Source organism: Arthrobacter sp. P1_B3 (assembly GCF_056406615.1).
In genome coordinates, this window is sequence record NZ_JBFTZV010000011.1 from 22,867 (window position 1) to 39,941 (window position 17,075).

Consider the following 17,075-nt stretch of genomic DNA (forward strand, 5'->3'; position numbering starts at 1 on the left):
TGCAGCCCGCACGCGGTACGGTGGGAATGACGCAAGGACTGCGCTCGAGGAGCTGAGCTGAATGACGGATCTGATCGATACCACGGAGATGTATCTTCGGACCATTCTGGAACTTGAAGAAGAAAACATCGTTGCCCTCCGTGCCCGCATCGCCGAACGGCTCCGCCACTCCGGCCCCACCGTTTCCCAGACCATCGGCCGCATGGAGCGTGACGGGCTGGTGGTTGTTTCCGGTGACCGGCACCTTGAACTGACCGAAACCGGGCGGAAACGCGCCATCGGTGTCATGCGCAAGCACCGCCTCGCCGAACGACTGCTCGCGGACGTGATCGGACTCGACTGGGCCTACGTCCATGAGGAAGCGTGCCGCTGGGAGCATGTCATGAGCGAACGCGTCGAGCGCCGAATCTTCGAGATGCTCAACCACCCGACAGTTTCGCCCTACGGAAACCCCATTCCGGGGCTGGCAGATCTTGGCGGGGTGCCCAATGGTGCCCCCGCGGACAGGGCGGTAAACCTCCTGGAGGCCATGGCCGGTTACGGTGCGGGTTCGCGGATCACGGTCAACCGGCTCGCGGAGCCGATCCAGGTGGAGCCGGAGCTTCTGGCCCAGCTCGACGAAGGCGGAATCCGGCCTGGCGCGCTGGTCTCGCTGGAGCGTGTGGGGGAGTACATCTCGGTCCGCGTCCCCGATATCGAGGGTGCCCTGGAACTGCCGCCCGAGGTTGCCGCGCACGTCTTTGTAACGGTCGCCTGACCGGCCGCAACGGGCCGGTTGTGGGACGACCCATGAGTTCTGCACAGTTGCGATTACGGATTTATCACCGGGCGGCTTAATCCCCTATAGTTAGTGGCCAGTACCGATACCAAAGCGTTACCTGATCCGAAGCCGAGCCCTGCCAGCGGATCAGTCGCTGAACCACCTTCTGGCAGGGGCGGGGGAACCACTTTCGGCTGCTACTTAAGCAGCCTTGGGGTGAAGTCCGTCAGCGGCAAGCAGCTTCCACCGAAGGATCCCCTGGGGATACCCCTGTGCCTGGCTGCTTGCAACGGCGGACCGGGTCTTTGATCTCTCTGACCCGAATCGGACAGCTAACTTCGCAGGCTCTCCAGAGAGGAACCGTTCTTGACCACCCAGACCGCCAGGGGCCGTCGCCGCGCGACCGGTCCCGCTCCGGAGCCGCGTCCCGTCGTCGCGCATATGGCCGAACGCCCGCGCGACGCGCACCGCGATGAACGGCGTCGCCGGCGCAGTCCGTTCCGTCAGGTAACGGAGTTTGCCTCGGCCAGCGGAGTCGGGCAGAAAGCCGGGATCGCCCTGGCCGCAACTGGTCTGGTTCTCACCGTGACGGTCCCCGTCACGAGCCCCGTGATGGCCTCCAATCCCGGCGGATCCGGCGCTCTCTCGGCCGCCGTTCAGCCGGATGTCACCGCCGCTGCCGCGGCAAAGGTCGACTTCAGCCGCACTGCCGTCACCACGAAAGGCGATCCGGACGGGAAGCTCAAGCAGCTGCTGAGCGCCCAGTCTGTGGGCAGCATCACCCGCGCCGCATCGGCGGGCACACTTGGCGGGCCGCTGGATCAGCTGGTCACGGCCTCGCCCTACGGCTACCGCGTCAGCCCCATTACCGGAGGCGCGGGGGAGTTCCACCGCGGCCAGGATTTCGCTGCCCAGTGCGGCACGGCGGTCCATGCAGCCGCCAGCGGCACCGTGACCTTCAATGGATGGCATCCCTTCGGCGGTGGAAACCGGGTGGTCATCGACCACGGCAACGGCCTGGAGACCACGTACAACCACCTGTCCTCTGCCTCGGTCGAGGTCGGCCAGAAGGTATCGCGCGGTGACGTCGTCGCCATGAGCGGAACCACCGGCGCCTCCACGGGCTGCCACCTCCACTTTGAAGTGATGGTCAACGGCGACGTCGTTGACCCCCTCGGCTGGCTCTAACAAAGACGATGGACCACTCTCAGATTCTTGTGACACGCCGTGATCTGAATGTGACATTGGGTCCGGACTCCTGTAGGGTTTGAAGCACGCCAACTTTTCCGAAGTTGGCGCTCTTGAGTGGATTGCCTAGCTCTGCCACCGCTCAAGGTCCGTTCGCATTACATCGTCTGGCAGGGGCGGGGGAACCAATTTTGGCCTTCGAAAGAAGGCCTTGGGGTTAAGTCGCAAAGCTTCCCAGGAAGCAGCGCGGCCGGGTGACTCCCATCCGAATCCGACAGCTCACCTCGTAGGCATTGGGAGAGGCTACTTTCGTGTCTTCACGCCACAATTCTGCGCGCATGCGCACCGGCGAGGCTCTTTTGAGCCCGCTGGAATCCACATCACGTGCCGCCCTTGCCGGCGCCCGGATTGGATCACGTTCCGCAGGCTCATTCTCTACCGAGCCCGGACAGCATGCAGTTTCCGCTTTTGGCGCGTCTTCGCAGTACACCCTTCGCTAAGTAACCCATTTCGGGGCGATCCGGCGTACCCCCAAGATGCCGGAGCGTCCTCAGTCCGTGCCCGAAAGCGCGCGGTCCAAGGATCACGAAAGAGAGAACTTAATGACTACTCGTGCAACTGTTGCACGGCACCGCGCCGAGGTCACCAAGACCAACTCGCTGGCTGTTATTGCCAAGGCTGTCGGCGACAACGCCGGCGGCGTGGGCCGTCAGGCCGCGGTCATCGCCGCAGCTTCCGGTCTGGTTCTGACCAGTGGAATCGCAGCCAACGCTGCTGAGACCAATGTTCAGCGCGAATCCACCTCCGCTTCGGCCCTGGAAGTCCAGTCCGCCGCTCCGGCCACAATCTCGGCCGCTTCCACCATCGCGATCTCCTACGAGAAGCCCGCTGTGACCACGTCGCCGGCTCCCGTCGTCGAGGCCCCCAAGCCCGTCGTGCAGGTCCAGGATTCCAACGCCTCCCGCGCCGGTGGCACCGAGCTTGGTGTCAGCGGCGGCGTCGCTGCCCAGGCTCCCGCCGGCATCGGAAGCGGCTCCGGCGCAACCATCGCCGCCGCTGCCTACGCACAGATCGGCGTGGCGCAGGACTGCACCGCCCTCGCCACCAACGCGCTGGCCGCGGCCGGCATCCACTACCACGGCTGGCCGGCAGGTTACCTGTCCCTGGGCCGCACCGTGAGCGCCGCCGAGGCACGCCCGGGCGACCTCGCCTACTACCAGAACGGCGGCGTGGGCATGGCTCACATCGCGGTCTACGTCGGCAACGGCATGGCAGTCCACGGCGGCTGGAACGGCGGAACCACCGCGCTGTACAGCGTAAACGTCGGCTCCGGCCCGGTCTTCATCCGCGTCGGCGCCTAAGCAAGATCCCAGCACCTTCGAAAGACCCCCGCCTCTTGGCGGGGGTCTTTTGCGTTGCCGCGCCGTGAACTTTCCGCGCTGAAGACTGCGCCCGTGAAAAAATATTCGGTGATCCGGCACCTGAGTGTTTACTCTTGTGTTGTCGATCCATAGCCCGACCATGCAGAGGGCAGCCGGCCCTCGTGCCGCTGGCGGGTGCGGCCGTGAAGAGGTATGCGGATGCGCACTCTCGTTCTGAATGCTGGATATGAACCCCTGGCGGTCATCACCTTCCGCCGGGCGCTCGTCCTTGTCCTAACCGGAAAGGCCAGCGTGGTGGCCGAAGGGGACGACCCCGTTGTCGGCCCCCAGGATATTCTGGGCCGCCCGTCCGTGATCCTGCTGAACCGCTACATCCGGCCGAGGTACAACACCATGACAGCGGTGAGCCGCCGCGGCGTGCTCCGCCGCGATGCCCACCGCTGCGCCTACTGCGGCAAGGCTGCCCACACCATCGACCACGTCCAGCCAAAATCCCGGGGCGGGGCCGATTCCTGGGAGAACCTGGTGGCGGCGTGCCTGCGGTGCAACAACGCCAAGAGCGACCACACCCCGGCGGAGATGGGCTGGAAGATCGGTTTTGTTCCGGGCCCGCCAAAGGGCGCCATCTGGCAAATCAAGGAGCTCGAGAAGCCGACGCCGGCCTGGGACCCGTTCCTGCTGCCTGAGTCAGCTGCCTGAACTGCTGCCGGGCAGTTCATGGCTGATTCGGCGGCAGCCGGCGCCGCGCTAGGCTGAACCGGTGGAGTTCGATGCCATTATTCTCGCCGGGGGACGGTCCTCCCGCCTGGGCGGCGTGCCCAAATCCGGGCTGATCTACGACGGCGCCACCCTCCTTGAGCGCTCACTGCGCGCCGCGGGCGGGGCAGGGCGCACCGTCGTCGTCGGTCCTGACCCCGGGGACCTGCCCGGGGGCGTGCTGAGCTGCAGGGAAGACCCGCCTTTCGCGGGGCCGGCCGCAGCCATCGCCGCGGGACTGGCCGCGCTGGACGCGGACCACCCCGGCCGGCACGGGGCAGCCGCGGCGGCGCCGTTTACCCTGGTCCTTGCCTGTGACATGCCGCGCTCGGCCGAGGCAGTCCGCGCCCTGGCCGAATCGCTGGCCGCGTCTGTTGCAGTTGCGCCGGAACGGGACGGGGGCGACGGCGTCATGGCCGTCTCGGCCGAAGGCCGGAAGCAACCACTCGCGGGGTTTTATGGCACAGCTGCGCTACAACGTTGTGTTGCGGACGCCGCGGCCAGGGGCAGCCTGGAAAACGCGTCGGTCTTCGCCCTTCTTGCTAGGCTGGACGTGCGGGAAGTTCGCGTTCCCCCCGGTTCCACGGATGATGTCGACACCTGGGATGACGCGTCCGCATTAGGCGTTTCCGGTAGGCTTCCAGACCGCGGTCCGGGCGCCGGTCCGGAACTCCGCAGCTGAACTCGACCATGGAGGCAAACGGTGAAAAGCCAGGATGAAACGCTGGAAGACTGGTGCCGTGCCCTGCTCCAGGCCCTGGAGCTGGAAGACGTTGAGATTGACGTGAACGAGGTCCTCGCCCTGGCCGGGGTGGCTGCCCACTCCGTGGTGCGCCCGGCGGCGCCGCTGACGACGTTCATTGCCGGCTTTGCCGCGGGTCTGGCCTCCGGCTCCGGGCAGGCCACGGACTCCGCGTCCATGGAGTCCGCGATGGCCGTGGCGCGCCGGCTCGCCAAGGACTACGCAGCCGCCGAAGCCCCCGGGGCATGACGGCGGCGGCCCCGGACGGCAGCGGACCCACTGTCCCAGGCAGCGACGGCGGTAAAGACGGCCTCAGAGAGGGCTTCACGGAGGGCCCCGCAGACCCTCCCATCCCGGCGGGCCAGGACCCGGCGGGCCCGGACCCGACGGACCCGGATTCAACGGACGAAGATTCAACGGACGAGGACACTGCCGGCCAGGACACGGCGGGGGAGCCGCACCGGCACCTGGCCCACACGTGGCAGGAGGCCCGCCAACTCGCGTTCGACTGCGCCGTTCCCATCCCGGCTGCCCCCGTCCCGCTCCGGCAGGCGCTGGGCCGGACCCTCGCAGCGGACGTCGTTGCCCTGCGGGACATGCCCCATTACGCTTCCTCTGCCATGGACGGCTGGGCCGTCAACGGCAGCGGTCCGTGGATCCTGGCCGAACCCAACCAGCTGCTGGCACCGCATCAGGCAAGTCCGATTGCCACCGGAGGCCTCATTCCGGCCGGGGCCAAGGCGGTGCTGCGCAGCGAGAGCGGCATCATCGACGCCGACGAGGACGGCCTGCCTGTCCTGAAACTGGGCGGCAACGCGAAACCGGGGGACCCGCGGAACGGGGACCACATCAGGAAAGCGGGGGAGGAAGCCGCCGCCGGAGACGTCCTGATCAAGGGCGGCACCGTCCTGAACCCCGCCCACCTGGCCCTCGCCGCGCTGGCCGGAAGCGACACCCTTCCGGTGCTCGGCAAGGCCTTGGTGCGGCTCGTCTTCACCGGCTCGGAGGTGGTGACGTCCGGGGTGCCGGCACCCGGGCAGGTCCGGGACACCTTCGGACCCCAACTGGCAGCCGTGGTGGGAATGCTCGGCGGGATTTGCACCGAAGAAGTGAAAATCGGGGATACCTACGCCGAATGGCTCGCCGCGCTCGAGGACACCGATCCTGCCGCCGAAAACCTGCCTGCCGACGTCGTCATCACCACCGGCGGCACGGGTCGCTCCGGAACGGACCACCTCCGCCGATCGGTCACCGAACTCGGCGGCCGCCTGCTGATCGACGGCGTCGCCATGCGCCCGGGCCATCCCGCCGTGCTGGCCGAGCTGCCGGACGGCAGGTACATCCTCGGCCTGCCAGGGAACCCGCTCGCAGCCATGATGGCACTGTCCACGATCGGGGCCCCGCTCCTGGCGGCCCTGGGGCACGGACCAATTCCCCCGCTCGGCGAGGTGCCCTGCGGCTCGACGATTGACGCCGATCCCGGCCGGACACGGCTCATGCCCTTCCGGCTGCTCTATGGCATGGCGTCGCCGGCGCAGCACACCGGCCCGGGAATGATGCGGGGCCTGGCAGCCGCCGACGGCGTGCTGGTGGTCCCGCCCCATGGCGTGCAGCTGGGGGAACTGGTCCCCGCCTTCGCACTCCCTTGGGGGACGCCGCTACCGGACCCGGCGGCAGCCTCCGCCGCGCAGAAGCCGGCCGCGAAGCGGACCGCCAGGAAAGCCGCGGCCAGCGACGGGCCGGTGGACTGGAGTGCCCTCCTGGGCTGAGCCCTGGCCCCCTGCGCTGGCTTCAGGATCAGGCACTTACAATGATGGAACCAGCCAAAGAATCACGACAACCGCACAACATGTTGCTTAGGAGCACCGGATGGGCCGTGTCACGCAACGCCGCAAAGTGCACAAGATCGTCCTGGATGGGTCCCCTCAGGCCCTCGAATTCCCTGTCCGGCACCGGGAGGACGTCCTTGCCGTCGAGGAACCGCTGGAAATCCGGCTCGGAGACATGTCCTTTTCCGTCACCATGCGAACGCCGGGCAATGACTTCGACCTCGTCGMAGGGTTCCTCGTCTCAGAGGGGATCATCTGGGCTCCCGAACAGCTGGTCTCGCTCAGGTTCTGCGCCGGCGAAGACGCCGACGGCATCCAAACGTTCAACGTCGTGGAGGCTCAACTCCGGCCCGACGTCGTCCGGCCCGAGACCGGACGAAACGTCTTCACCTCCAGCTCCTGCGGCATCTGCGGGACGGACTCGATCGATGCCGTGCGCAAGTCCTCGCACTACAGCCCGGCACAGGATCCGCTGACCGTTCCCGTGGAAACGCTCGCGGGCCTCCCGGACACCCTCCGGTCCGCCCAGGAGGTCTTTGACGCCACCGGCGGCGTGCACGCCGCCGGACTCTTCAGGATCGCCGACGACGGCTCGGCGGAGTTGCTGTGCCTCCGCGAAGACGTCGGAAGGCACAACGCGGTGGACAAGGTGGTGGGCTGGGCGCTTCGCGAAGGCCTGCTGCCGCTCCGGGGCACCGTGCTGCAGGTGTCCGGCAGGGCATCGTTCGAGCTCGTCCAAAAGGCAGCTCTCGCCGGGATCCCGGTCCTTGCCGCTGTCAGTGCCCCCTCCAGCCTGGCCGTCGAGCTGGCCGAGGCCAGCGGGATGACCCTGGCCGGGTTCAGCCGCCGGACCAGCCTGAACGTGTATGCGGGCCAGCAGCGCGTCGCGGTCCCGGCCCCCGCGGCCGGCTAGGGGCAACACTTGGCCAACAGGTTCCCCGCGGCGTAAGTTTTATCCATCGATTGGAGCCAATCGGACCGCCAGCGCTGAAGAGGAACACATTGCACGATGACCGCCGTCTTACGGAAGTCCGGCTGGACCGCTTTCTGCGTGACCGCGTCGCCCCCGCGGTCTACCCGCGCAGCGTCCCGCTGACCCTGAGCAGCTGGGACGCGCCGGACGAACCCGTGCCGGTGCTGGACGCCCTGCGGCACGAGTTCACACCGCAGGAACACGGCGCGGCCTGGGGCCGCCCGTGGAGCACCAAGTGGCTCCGGCTCCGGGGTGAAGTGCCGGACACCTGGGGAACCGCGGCGGCCACGTCGGTGGAAATCCTCGTGGACCTGGGATTCAGCGGCGAGCTCCCGGGCTTCCAGTGCGAAGGCATTGCCTGGCGGTCCGACGGGACCATTATCAAGGCGATTTCGCCTCGGAACCAGCACATTCCGCTCAAACTCCTGGGCACCGGCATGGCTGTCGACTTCTACGTCGAAGCCGCGGCCAACCCCGACTTGTCCCAGAACTGGACATTCGCCGCCACTCCCTACGGCGACAAGGCGACGTCGGGCAGCGAACCGAAGTACCGCCTCGGCATGATCGCCATCGCTGAACGCAACCAGACGGTATGGGAACTGCAGCAGGACATCCTCACCCTTGCCGGGCTCATGCACGAGTTGCCCATGGACCTGCCCCGCCGCCACGAAATCCTGCGGGCGCTCGAACGCATGCTGGACATCATGGACCCCGACGACGTTGGCGGTACCGCGGAGGCCGGACGGGCCGCCCTCGCCGACGTCCTGGCCCGGCCGGCCTACGCCTCGGCGCACCAGCTCGTGGCCACAGGCCACGCCCATATCGATTCGGCCTGGTTGTGGCCGGTACGGGAAACCATCCGCAAGTGCGCCCGGACGTTCTCCAACGTCGTCGCGCTGATGGACGAGTATCCCGATTTCACCTTTTCGTGTTCCTCGGCCCAGCAGCTCGCGTGGATGAAAGAGTATTATCCGGAGCTCTTCGGGCGCATCCGGGACAAAGTCCGCGGCGGCCGGTTCGTTCCCGTCGGCGGGATGTGGGTCGAATCGGACTCCAACATGCCCGGCGGCGAGGCCATGGCACGGCAGTTCCTCGAGGGCAAGAGCTTTTTCCTGGCCGAATTCGGCGTGGAATGCGAGGAAGCGTGGCTCCCGGACACGTTCGGGTATTCCGCGGCCCTGCCGCAGATCATCAAGGCCGCAGGCAGCCGCTGGTTCCTCACCCAGAAGATCTCGTGGAACCAGGTCAACAGGATGCCCCACCACACCTTCAACTGGGAGGGAATCGACGGCACCCGGGTGTTCACCCATTTCCCGCCGGTGGACAGCTACAACTCCGATCTCAGTGCCCGGGACCTGGCGCACGCAGAGCGGAACTACCGGGACCACGGACGCGGAGGCTCCTCGCTGGTTCCGTTCGGATATGGCGACGGCGGCGGCGGGCCAACACGCGAGATGCTGGCCTCGGCGCAGCGCACGGCCGACCTGGAAGGATCCCCGAAAGTGCGGATCGGCTCGGCAGCCAGCTTCTTTGGCCAGGCCCAGGCCGAGTATGAGCCCCTGCCGGTCTGGGTGGGGGAGATGTACCTGGAACTGCACCGCGGCACCTACACCAGCCAGGCCAGGACCAAGCTGGGAAACCGGCGCAGCGAGCACCTTCTCCGGGAGGCCGAACTCTGGAGTGCCACCGCTGCCGTGCGTTCCGGGCACAGCTACCCTGCCGCGGAGCTCAAGCGCCTCTGGCGGCTGGTGTTGCTGCAGCAGTTTCATGACATCCTGCCGGGGAGCTCCATCGCGTGGGTCCACCAGGACGCCGAACGGAACTATGCCGCCGTCGAACGGGGGCTGGAGGCGATCATCACGGACGCCGCGGCCGCAGCCCTCGGCACCGGCAGCCGGGAATTCCTCCTCAACGCTGCCCCGCAGGAGCGCCAGGGCGTGCCTGCCCTGGCCGCTGCCGAGCCGGTCCGGCCCGGGCAGCCGGTCGAGGTCACCGAAGCAGACGGCGGCTACATCCTGGACAACGGCATCATCCGGGCCGTCGTGGACGCCAACGGACTGCTGGCCTCGCTCACAGACCGTGGCACCGGACGCGACGCGATTGCTCCCGGAGAATTCGGCAACCTCCTGGAGCTGCACCGGGACACGCCGAATGAATGGGACGCGTGGGACATCGACGCCTTCTACCGCAGGAACGTTGTCCGACTGGTCGAGGCGCGTTCGGTGAGTCTGGAGCCCGGCCCCCAAGGGGAAAGCCCGAGCGCCGTCGTGGTGGTGGAGCGCATGGCCGGCTCCTCGCCCGTGACCCAGCGGATAGCGCTCGCCGCGGGCGCCGACTCGCTCGCGATCACCACCCTCGTGGACTGGCACGAGAGCGAAAAACTGCTCAAGCTGGGCTTCGCCCTGGACGTCAGGGCAGACCGCTCGGCGGCCGAGACGCAGTTTGGGCACGTGTTCCGCCCCACCCACGTCAACACGTCCTGGGAGGCCGCGAAGTTCGAAATCTGCGCCCACCGCTGGATCCACGTCGCCGAGCCGGGCTACGGGGTGGCCATCTCCAACGCCTCCAGTTACGGCCACGATGTCACCCGCAACGTCCGGGGCGCCGACGGCGGCACCACCACCACGGTGCGGGTCTCGCTCCTGCGGGCGCCGAAGTTTCCGGATCCGTACGCGGACCAGGGCAGGCACGAGCTGCACGTCACGATCCGGCCGGGCGCCACCATCGCGGACGCGGTCGAGGAGGGCTACCGCACCAATCTGGCCCCGCGCGTGGTGCAAGGGGCCCACGGGGTGGAGCCGCTGGTCACCGTGTTCAATCCGGCCCTCGTCATTGAAGCGGTCAAACTCGCTGAAGACGGCTCCGGCGACGTAATAGTCCGGCTGTACGAATCGCTGGGGGAACGATCCACAGGCCTCCTGAAGGCCAACTTCCCGGTCCGCGGGCTGCACGCCGTGGATTTGTTGGAACGGCCCGTCGACGCCCCGGGCGTGAGGGCAGGCCTCGATTCCGCGGAGCTCACGTTGCGGCCGTTCCAGCTGGTCACGCTGAGGTTTGTGCGCTGACAGGCAGGGCCGTGGTCCCAGCCCCCAGCAGGGACAAAACAGCAGGGACAAAACAGCAGGGACCACACCGGAAAACCCCTTAAACAGGCTGAGTGGGAGCGGTCCTTGCGGACCGCTACCACTCATCCCCCCAATGGCGCTTGGACGGCTGCCTCTGCTTCGCACGGCTGACTTCCGTACACGAAGCGAATGCCGCTTTCACACATTCATGATTCTTTCACGGTCTAATGATTTTGTGAATGCCTTACCCTTTGTTCTTGCGGAATGTTGCGCGAGCGTTACGCGATTCCTTGGCGGCGAGCCCGGAAGCCCAGAACAGTCCCAGACCCAGGACGTAGCCCAGGACGGCCAAATAGTTGACCGTCTGCTGCGCAAGGAACCAGGGGCCAGGTGCGAAGGAGGCTGGGACGCTGCAGGCGGTGGCGAGGGCGCCGAGGCATGTCAGGAGGGCCGCGGCACGCACCAGCCGCGGCAATTGGCTCCTGGTGGTGGCCAGCAAAGCCGGAAGCAGGGCGAGGGAGACGAAGGCAGGATAGGTACGTCCTGCCGCGGCGTAGAACGGCGCCAGGACGGCATTGGGTCCGCCGTTGTCCGTGATGTCCAGCATGCCGGCCGAGGACCCGCGGGTGTCCATGAGAAAGAAGGTCACCGCCACGGCGGCAGCGCTGATGGCCAGGGCCCAGCGCCCGGCCGGGCCCGCGACGAGGCGGTAGCCGCGGGGGTCGGCCAGCCCGGTCGCGACGCGCAGACCGACCAGCAGGACCGCCGCGAACACGAGGAAGCGCAGGATCAGGTGGGTGAGGTTCCAACCGCCGAGCACCGCGTCGATCGCCTCGTAGGGGCCGGGCACCGAGAGCAGGCTGCACAGGGTCGCGAGAACCAGGATCCAGAAAACGGTCCTGTTCCGCCCCTGGATCGCATCCGGAACGCGGAGGAGAAGCACCACGGAACAGATGATCAGCGTGCCCCACTGGAGGGTTGCAATCATTCCGGGTTCTCCCACGTCACTTGCCTGCTCAGCCCCGAGATGGTCAGGTCATGCCAGCTTGCTTCTTCGGCGCCCGCTTCGCAAGCGTCTTGGCCAACCAGATCAGGGACAGTCCCAGGACCAGGCACAGAACGGCCGAGTAGTTGAAGACGAACCGCATGAATCCGAGGGACGGAGGAATGACCGGGGAGAGCAGGCTCAGGGAGATGGCCACGGTGCCCAGCGCGAGCAACGCCGCGCTGGACCGCACCAGGACGGGGAGGCCGCTGCGCAGGGTCCGCACCATGGCCGGAAACAGGGCCACGGTGATGAACGCCGGGTAGAGGCGCCCGGCGGCCCCGTAGTACTCCACCAAGGCGGCATTACGGTCATCCTTGGCGGACAGGGCGACCAGCCCCGCCGAGGAGCCGGCGGTGTCCATTGTGAGGAAGACCAGCACCACCACCGCCGAGGCGGCTGCGGCTACCGCAATTCCAACAGGACCGGTGATGAGCCGCAGGGCGTCGTCCGCGCTGAAGCCCCGGGCCACCCGGACTCCAAGAAAGAAGATGGCGGCGAAAATGACGAAGCGCAGCACCACGTTGGCGATGTTCATGCCGCCCAGGATCTGGTCCACGGCCAGGTACGGGGCATCGATGCTGAGCAGGATCGCCAGGGTCATCAGCGCAAAGATGGCGAACAGGGACCGGTTCACACCGCGGAGGACGCTGGGCACGCGGGCGAGCGTGACGACGCCGCACACCGCCAGCGTGGTCCACTGCAGGATCGCGATCATCCGAGGTTCTCCCAAATTTTTTCTGTCTGTGCCTGCTCCTGCTCATGGCGCCGCAGCGATTTTCCGAGCGCCTGAAGACGCTCCCCGGCCAGGGCGCTAAGGTCTCCGGCGGAGAGGGCATCGAGCGCGGCCTGCTTCGCCCCTGGCATCCAGCCGGCCTCATCCTCGGTTATCAAGCCCGTGGCGACGAGCCCGCCCGTGAATCCTACGCCCGCCGCGCGGGCAGTCGCGACCGCCAGCTCGGGGGACAGCCTGTTGGCCGTGAGCTGGGCCGAATAGTTCTGGGGTGCCACGCCGGTGGCAGCCGAAACCCGGTGGCGCAACTCACCGTCGTCAATCGCGTCCACCCAGTTCCGGACAGAAGTGGCGTGCGGGGCGGGGCTCAGCGGCGGAGTCATGGAGCTGCCATGGTCACCGTAGCCGCCGTAGGCCGGGGACGAACGGGAAATGACCGCGCGCAACAGGTCCATGGTGGCAACCTGGCTGACAAGCTCGGCGGGGGTCGGCGGCTGCGGCGGGGCGGCCAGTTCCGCATAGTGGTCGAAGGAAGCCAGTTCCGTCAGCGGACTCAAGTCCAGGGCCCGGCTGATGCTGACCAGGGTGGTCTCGGCCACTTTCCCGCGCACCAGCTGCTGGGCCAGGGTGGTGCGCTTGATCCCGGAGATCCTGCAGATATCGGCTGTGCTCGCCGACGGGGCAACCCGGTGAAGCCAGAGTTGGAACGCCTTTGCGGGTAGTGGCATCTAGGGCTTCCTGCGGAGTCGACGGGCAGTATGGCTACTGTCATGCGGTGGGGCAGCGGCGATTGGGGCGGGGGATGGAAGCGGTGTGGAGGTGTGGGCTGGGATTTTACGTGAGGTCCTAATTCAACTATGCTAAATGGTCGAACCCGCTGGTCCGTACACCCCCCAAGTCCGGACCGGCGGGTTCTTCTATGCCCGGCTGGTTTTCGGCCAGCCGCGACGGGCGGTTTCTCCCAGTCGGGACGGCCCGTTTGGGCCGCAGTGAGAGGATGAACTAATGACTGCAACCCTTGTTGCCAAGGACCTTTCCGGTGGTCACGATCACCGCACACTCTTCTCGAAGCTGTCCCTGACCGTAGCGCCCGGCGACGTCGTTGGCGTCGTCGGCGCCAACGGTGCCGGCAAATCCACCCTGCTGCGGCTGCTGGCCGGCGTCGACAATCCGCAGGAAGGCACAGTGAGCCTGGGCCCCGCCGACGCCTTTGTGGGCTGGCTGCCGCAGGAACACGAACGAATTGCCGGCGAAACGGTTGCAGGCTACATCGCCCGGCGCACAGGCTGCGCGCAGGCGACCATGGAGATGGAGTCCACCGCCGAGGCGCTGGGCTCCGGCGCTCCCGGCTCCGATGACGCCTACTCCCTGGCCTTCGACCGGTGGATGGCCTCCGGCGCCGCCGACCTGGAGGACCGCATCCCGCCCGTCCTGGCGGACCTTGGCCTCGAGGTGGGGCCGGACGCCGGAATGACCGGCCTGTCCGGCGGCCAGGCGGCCCGCGTGGCGCTCGCCGCCCTGCTGCTGAGCCGGTTCGACATCGTGCTCCTGGACGAACCCACCAATGACCTGGACCTCAACGGGCTGGCCAAGCTCGAGGCCTTCGTGCAGGGCCTGCGCGGCGGCGCCGTCCTGGTCTCGCATGACCGCGAGTTCCTGGCGCGCTGCGTCACCACCATCGTGGAACTGGACCTCGCGCAGAACTCCGTGGCGGTGTACGACGGCGGCTACGAGGCCTACCTGGAGGAACGCGCCGTCGCCCGCCGGCACGCCCGGGAACGCTTCGAGGAGTACGCCAACACCAAGGCCGACCTCGTTTCCCGGGCCCGCACACAGCGCGAATGGAGCTCCCAGGGCGTCCGGAACGCCATGAAGAAAAACCCGGACAATGACAAGATCCGGCGTGCCGCCAGCACCGAGTCCTCCGAGAAACAGGGCCAGAAGGTCCGGCAGATGGAGTCCCGCATCGCCCGGCTCGAAGAAGTTGAAGAGCCGCGCAAGGAATGGCAGCTGCAGTTCAGCATCGGGGCGGCCCCCCGCTCCAGCGCCGTCGTGGCCACCCTGCGCGACGCCGTCGCGCAGCAGGGCGACTTCACCCTGGGCCCGGTGAACCTGCAGCTGAACGCGGGGGAGCGGATCGGGATCACCGGCCCCAACGGCGCCGGCAAATCCACCCTGCTCCGGCTCCTGCTCGGCGTCCAGCAGCCCGACTCCGGTGACGCCTCCATGGGTGCGTCCGTGGCCGTCGGCGAGATCGACCAGGCGCGCGGCCTGCTGGCCGGCGAGCTGTTGCTCGCAGACGCCGTCGAAGCCGTACTGACCGATCAGACCCCGGCGGAGGTGCGCACCCTGCTGGCCAAGTTCGGCCTCAAAGCCGATCACACCAACCGGTCCGTCGACTCCCTCTCCCCGGGGGAACGGACCCGGGCCGCCCTGGCGCTGCTGCAGGCCCGCGGCGTCAACCTGCTGGTGCTGGACGAACCCACCAACCACCTCGACCTTCCCGCCATTGAACAGCTCGAGGAAGCCCTCGACAGCTATGATGGCGCGCTGCTGCTGGTCACCCACGACCGCCGGCTGCTGGAAAACGTCCACCTTGACGCGCGCTGGAACGTCGAGAACGGCGTCGTCACCGAGCTGCACGCCGATGCCCCGAAAGGCAACACCAAATGAGCATGGACCGGGTTGCCTGGAGCTCCCTCTACAACATCACCCGCGCCTCCAGCGGGTCCAAGCCGTTCTCGAAGGAAACGCTGAAGCGTGTCTTCAGTTTTGCCCGCCCCCACCGCAGCCGGCTGATCGCCTTCGTGCTGCTGTCCATTGTGATGGCCGTCCTGGCCGTTGCCACCCCGGTCCTCGCCGGGCAGGTGGTCGACGAGATCATCGCCCATGCGGATGTCGGAACGGTTCTCTGGCTGGCCGTCCTGATCGCCATCGTCGCGGTTGCCGAGGCCGGGCTGGGCCTTGTGACCCGCTGGCTGTCCTCCACCATCGGTGAAGGCGTCATCGTGGACCTGCGCACGAAGGTCTTCGACCACGTCCAGAAGATGCCGATCGCCTTCTTCACCAGGACCCGGACCGGGGCCCTGGTCAGCCGGCTGAACAACGATGTCATTGGCGCGCAGTCGGCCTTCGCCGGCACACTCTCCGGCGTGGTCAGCAATGTCGTGGCCCTGGCGCTGACCCTTGCCGTGATGCTGAACAAATCGTGGCTCGTGACGGTTCTCGCCATGATCCTGCTGCCGATCTTCCTGATCCCCGCACGCCGAATGGGCTCCAAACTGGCCGATCTGCGGCGCGAAGCCGCCGAACACAACGCCACCATGGGCACCCAGATGACCGAGCGCTTCTCCGCACCCGGCGCCACTCTCGTCAAGCTCTTCGGCCGCCCCGACGAGGAGTCCCGCGAGTTCGCCCTCCGGGCCGGCCGGGTCCGGGACATCGGCGTCCGCACCGCCATGCTGCAGTTCACCTTCGTCACGGCGCTGACGCTGGTCTCGGCGCTGGCCCTTGCGCTGGTCTACGGCCTGGGCGGCTGGCTCGCCCTCGCCGGGCAGTTGAACGCGGGCGACGTCGTGGTGCTCGCGCTGCTGCTCACCCGCCTCTACGCGCCGCTCACGGCACTTTCGAACGCACGGGTGGAGATTATGAGCGCCCTGGTCAGCTTCGAACGCGTCTTTGAGATCCTGGACCTCAAGCCGCTCATCCAGCAGAAGCCGGACGCGGTGGCATCCCCGCCGGGTCCGCTCTCGGTGGAGTTCGACAACGTCCGCTTCGCCTACCCCTCGGCGGAGAAAGTCTCGCTGGCCTCCCTGGAGGACGTGCGGACCCTGGACACCCGCGGCGGCGAGGAAGTGCTGCACGGCATCAGCTTCCGGGTGGAGCCAGGGCAGACAGTTGCGCTCGTCGGCTCCTCGGGAGCGGGCAAGTCCACTATCGCGCAGCTCCTGTCGCGCCTGTACGACGTCGACTCGGGCGCCATCCGCTTCGGCGGCACCGCGCCCGGCACGGACGTGGACGTCCGCGACCTCACGTTCGACTCGATGCGGGCAACCCTCGGCATGGTGACGCAGGACGGTCACCTGTTCCACGAGAGCATCGCCTCCAACCTGCGCCTGGCCCGCCCGGAGGCCACCGACGAGCAGATGTGGGATGCGCTGCGCCGTGCCCGGCTCGAAGACATGATCATGTCCCTGCCCGATGGCCTGGATACCGTGGTGGGGGAGCGCGGCTACCGGCTCTCCGGCGGCGAGCGGCAACGCCTGACGATCGCCCGGCTGCTCATCGCGCAGCCGCGGGTGGTCATCCTCGACGAGGCCACCGCCGCGCTGGACTCCACCAACGAGGCCGCCGTCCAGGAGGCACTGGGCGCCGCGCTGGAAGGCCGCACCGCCGTCGTGATCGCCCACCGGCTCTCGACGATCCGCGCAGCGGACGCGATCCTCGTGGTGGAGGACGGCTCGATCGTGGAGCGCGGTACCCACAAGGAGCTCCTTGCCGCGGAGGGCCGCTATGCGGAGCTGTACCGGACGCAGTTCTCCGAGGCCAGCGCGGTGGCCCAGGAGGCTGTGCCCGGGTAATGAGCCGGGGTGTTTGGGGCCG

At 67.6% G+C, this 17,075-nt stretch carries 14 protein-coding genes and 2 riboswitches; of the genes, 11 read left to right on the top strand and 3 right to left on the bottom strand.

Features of this window, described 5'->3' with window-relative positions; genetic code table 11:
* Positions 1 to 61 precede the first annotated feature (61 nt).
* The 9 genes from AC1D2F_RS13310 to AC1D2F_RS13350 all read left to right on the top strand — a co-directional run bounded on the left by AC1D2F_RS13310 (position 62) and on the right by AC1D2F_RS13350 (position 10,695).
* Positions 62 to 757: an iron-dependent transcriptional repressor DtxR gene (locus tag AC1D2F_RS13310; protein ID WP_229993810.1), complete on the top strand. Its 696-nt coding sequence runs from the start codon at positions 62 to 64 to the stop codon at positions 755 to 757.
* Positions 758 to 902: 145 nt separating this feature from the next.
* Positions 903 to 1,122, top strand: a riboswitch (cyclic di-AMP (ydaO/yuaA leader).
* Between the two features lie 4 nt (positions 1,123 to 1,126).
* Positions 1,127 to 1,948, top strand: coding sequence for a M23 family metallopeptidase (locus AC1D2F_RS13315; protein WP_229993809.1), 822 nt, complete (start codon positions 1,127 to 1,129; stop codon positions 1,946 to 1,948).
* Positions 1,949 to 2,085: 137 nt separating this feature from the next.
* Positions 2,086 to 2,255, top strand: a riboswitch (cyclic di-AMP (ydaO/yuaA leader).
* 295 nt (positions 2,256 to 2,550) lie between these two features.
* Positions 2,551 to 3,309, top strand: coding sequence for an NlpC/P60 family protein (locus AC1D2F_RS13320; RefSeq protein ID WP_229993808.1), 759 nt, complete (start codon positions 2,551 to 2,553; stop codon positions 3,307 to 3,309).
* A gap of 219 nt (positions 3,310 to 3,528) precedes the next feature.
* A complete protein-coding gene (locus AC1D2F_RS13325) occupies positions 3,529 to 4,029 on the top strand; it encodes an HNH endonuclease (protein WP_229993807.1) in 501 nt (166 codons plus the stop codon).
* Positions 4,030 to 4,090: 61 nt separating this feature from the next.
* The gene (gene mobA / locus AC1D2F_RS13330; RefSeq protein WP_476966909.1) at positions 4,091 to 4,768 is read left to right on the top strand and encodes a molybdenum cofactor guanylyltransferase; all 678 of its coding nucleotides are present in this window, start codon (positions 4,091 to 4,093) and stop codon (positions 4,766 to 4,768) included.
* 21 nt (positions 4,769 to 4,789) lie between these two features.
* A complete protein-coding gene (locus AC1D2F_RS13335) occupies positions 4,790 to 5,077 on the top strand; it encodes a DUF6457 domain-containing protein (RefSeq protein WP_229993805.1) in 288 nt (95 codons plus the stop codon).
* Positions 5,074 to 6,597, top strand: coding sequence for a molybdopterin molybdotransferase MoeA (locus AC1D2F_RS13340; RefSeq protein ID WP_476966910.1), 1,524 nt, complete (start codon positions 5,074 to 5,076; stop codon positions 6,595 to 6,597). The genes AC1D2F_RS13335 and AC1D2F_RS13340 overlap by 4 nt, the downstream gene beginning before the upstream one ends.
* A 100-nt stretch (positions 6,598 to 6,697) precedes the next feature.
* Positions 6,698 to 7,570, top strand: coding sequence for a formate dehydrogenase accessory sulfurtransferase FdhD (gene fdhD / locus AC1D2F_RS13345; protein ID WP_476966911.1), 873 nt, complete (start codon positions 6,698 to 6,700; stop codon positions 7,568 to 7,570).
* Between the two features lie 89 nt (positions 7,571 to 7,659).
* Positions 7,660 to 10,695, top strand: coding sequence for an alpha-mannosidase (locus AC1D2F_RS13350; protein ID WP_476966912.1), 3,036 nt, complete (start codon positions 7,660 to 7,662; stop codon positions 10,693 to 10,695).
* A 244-nt stretch (positions 10,696 to 10,939) separates the two neighbouring features.
* Here the strand turns inward: AC1D2F_RS13350 and AC1D2F_RS13355 are convergent, their stop codons facing one another.
* Genes AC1D2F_RS13355 through AC1D2F_RS13365 form a run of 3 tightly spaced genes read right to left on the bottom strand, consistent with a single transcriptional unit; the run spans position 10,940 to position 13,201 of the window.
* Positions 10,940 to 11,683 (bottom strand): hypothetical protein, encoded by a 744-nt coding sequence (locus AC1D2F_RS13355; protein ID WP_229993801.1) that lies wholly within the window; start codon positions 11,681 to 11,683, stop codon positions 10,940 to 10,942.
* 43 nt (positions 11,684 to 11,726) lie between these two features.
* A complete protein-coding gene (locus AC1D2F_RS13360) occupies positions 11,727 to 12,458 on the bottom strand; it encodes a hypothetical protein (RefSeq protein WP_229993800.1) in 732 nt (243 codons plus the stop codon).
* Complete coding sequence (locus AC1D2F_RS13365) at positions 12,455 to 13,201, bottom strand: hypothetical protein (protein ID WP_364747577.1); 747 nt, start codon at positions 13,199 to 13,201, stop codon at positions 12,455 to 12,457. The genes AC1D2F_RS13360 and AC1D2F_RS13365 overlap by 4 nt, the downstream gene beginning before the upstream one ends.
* Positions 13,202 to 13,478: 277 nt before the next feature.
* On the opposite strand from AC1D2F_RS13365, the gene AC1D2F_RS13370 reads away from it, so the two are divergent.
* On the top strand, positions 13,479 to 15,146 hold the full coding sequence (locus tag AC1D2F_RS13370) for an ABC-F family ATP-binding cassette domain-containing protein (protein ID WP_476966913.1): 1,668 nt from the start codon (positions 13,479 to 13,481) through the stop codon (positions 15,144 to 15,146).
* Positions 15,143 to 17,053 carry an ABC transporter ATP-binding protein gene (locus AC1D2F_RS13375; protein ID WP_476966914.1) on the top strand — a complete coding sequence of 637 codons (1,911 nt, stop codon included), beginning with the start codon at positions 15,143 to 15,145 and terminating at the stop codon, positions 17,051 to 17,053. The genes AC1D2F_RS13370 and AC1D2F_RS13375 overlap by 4 nt, the downstream gene beginning before the upstream one ends.
* Positions 17,054 to 17,075 lie beyond the last annotated feature (22 nt).

What these genes read in the sequence shown, in the direction of transcription:
- AC1D2F_RS13310 (WP_229993810.1), top strand. Translation starts at nt 62, where the DNA reads ATGACGGATCTGATCGATACCACGGAGATGTATCTTCGGACCATTCTG.
- AC1D2F_RS13320 (WP_229993808.1), top strand. Translation starts at nt 2,551, where the DNA reads ATGACTACTCGTGCAACTGTTGCACGGCACCGCGCCGAGGTCACCAAG.
- AC1D2F_RS13325 (WP_229993807.1), top strand. Translation starts at nt 3,529, where the DNA reads ATGCGCACTCTCGTTCTGAATGCTGGATATGAACCCCTGGCGGTCATC.
- AC1D2F_RS13340 (WP_476966910.1), top strand. Translation starts at nt 5,074, where the DNA reads ATGACGGCGGCGGCCCCGGACGGCAGCGGACCCACTGTCCCAGGCAGC.
- AC1D2F_RS13355 (WP_229993801.1), bottom strand. Translation starts at nt 11,683, where the DNA reads ATGATTGCAACCCTCCAGTGGGGCACGCTGATCATCTGTTCCGTGGTG.
- AC1D2F_RS13360 (WP_229993800.1), bottom strand. Translation starts at nt 12,458, where the DNA reads ATGATCGCGATCCTGCAGTGGACCACGCTGGCGGTGTGCGGCGTCGTC.
- AC1D2F_RS13365 (WP_364747577.1), bottom strand. Translation starts at nt 13,201, where the DNA reads ATGCCACTACCCGCAAAGGCGTTCCAACTCTGGCTTCACCGGGTTGCC.
- AC1D2F_RS13370 (WP_476966913.1), top strand. Translation starts at nt 13,479, where the DNA reads ATGACTGCAACCCTTGTTGCCAAGGACCTTTCCGGTGGTCACGATCAC.
- AC1D2F_RS13375 (WP_476966914.1), top strand. Translation starts at nt 15,143, where the DNA reads ATGAGCATGGACCGGGTTGCCTGGAGCTCCCTCTACAACATCACCCGC.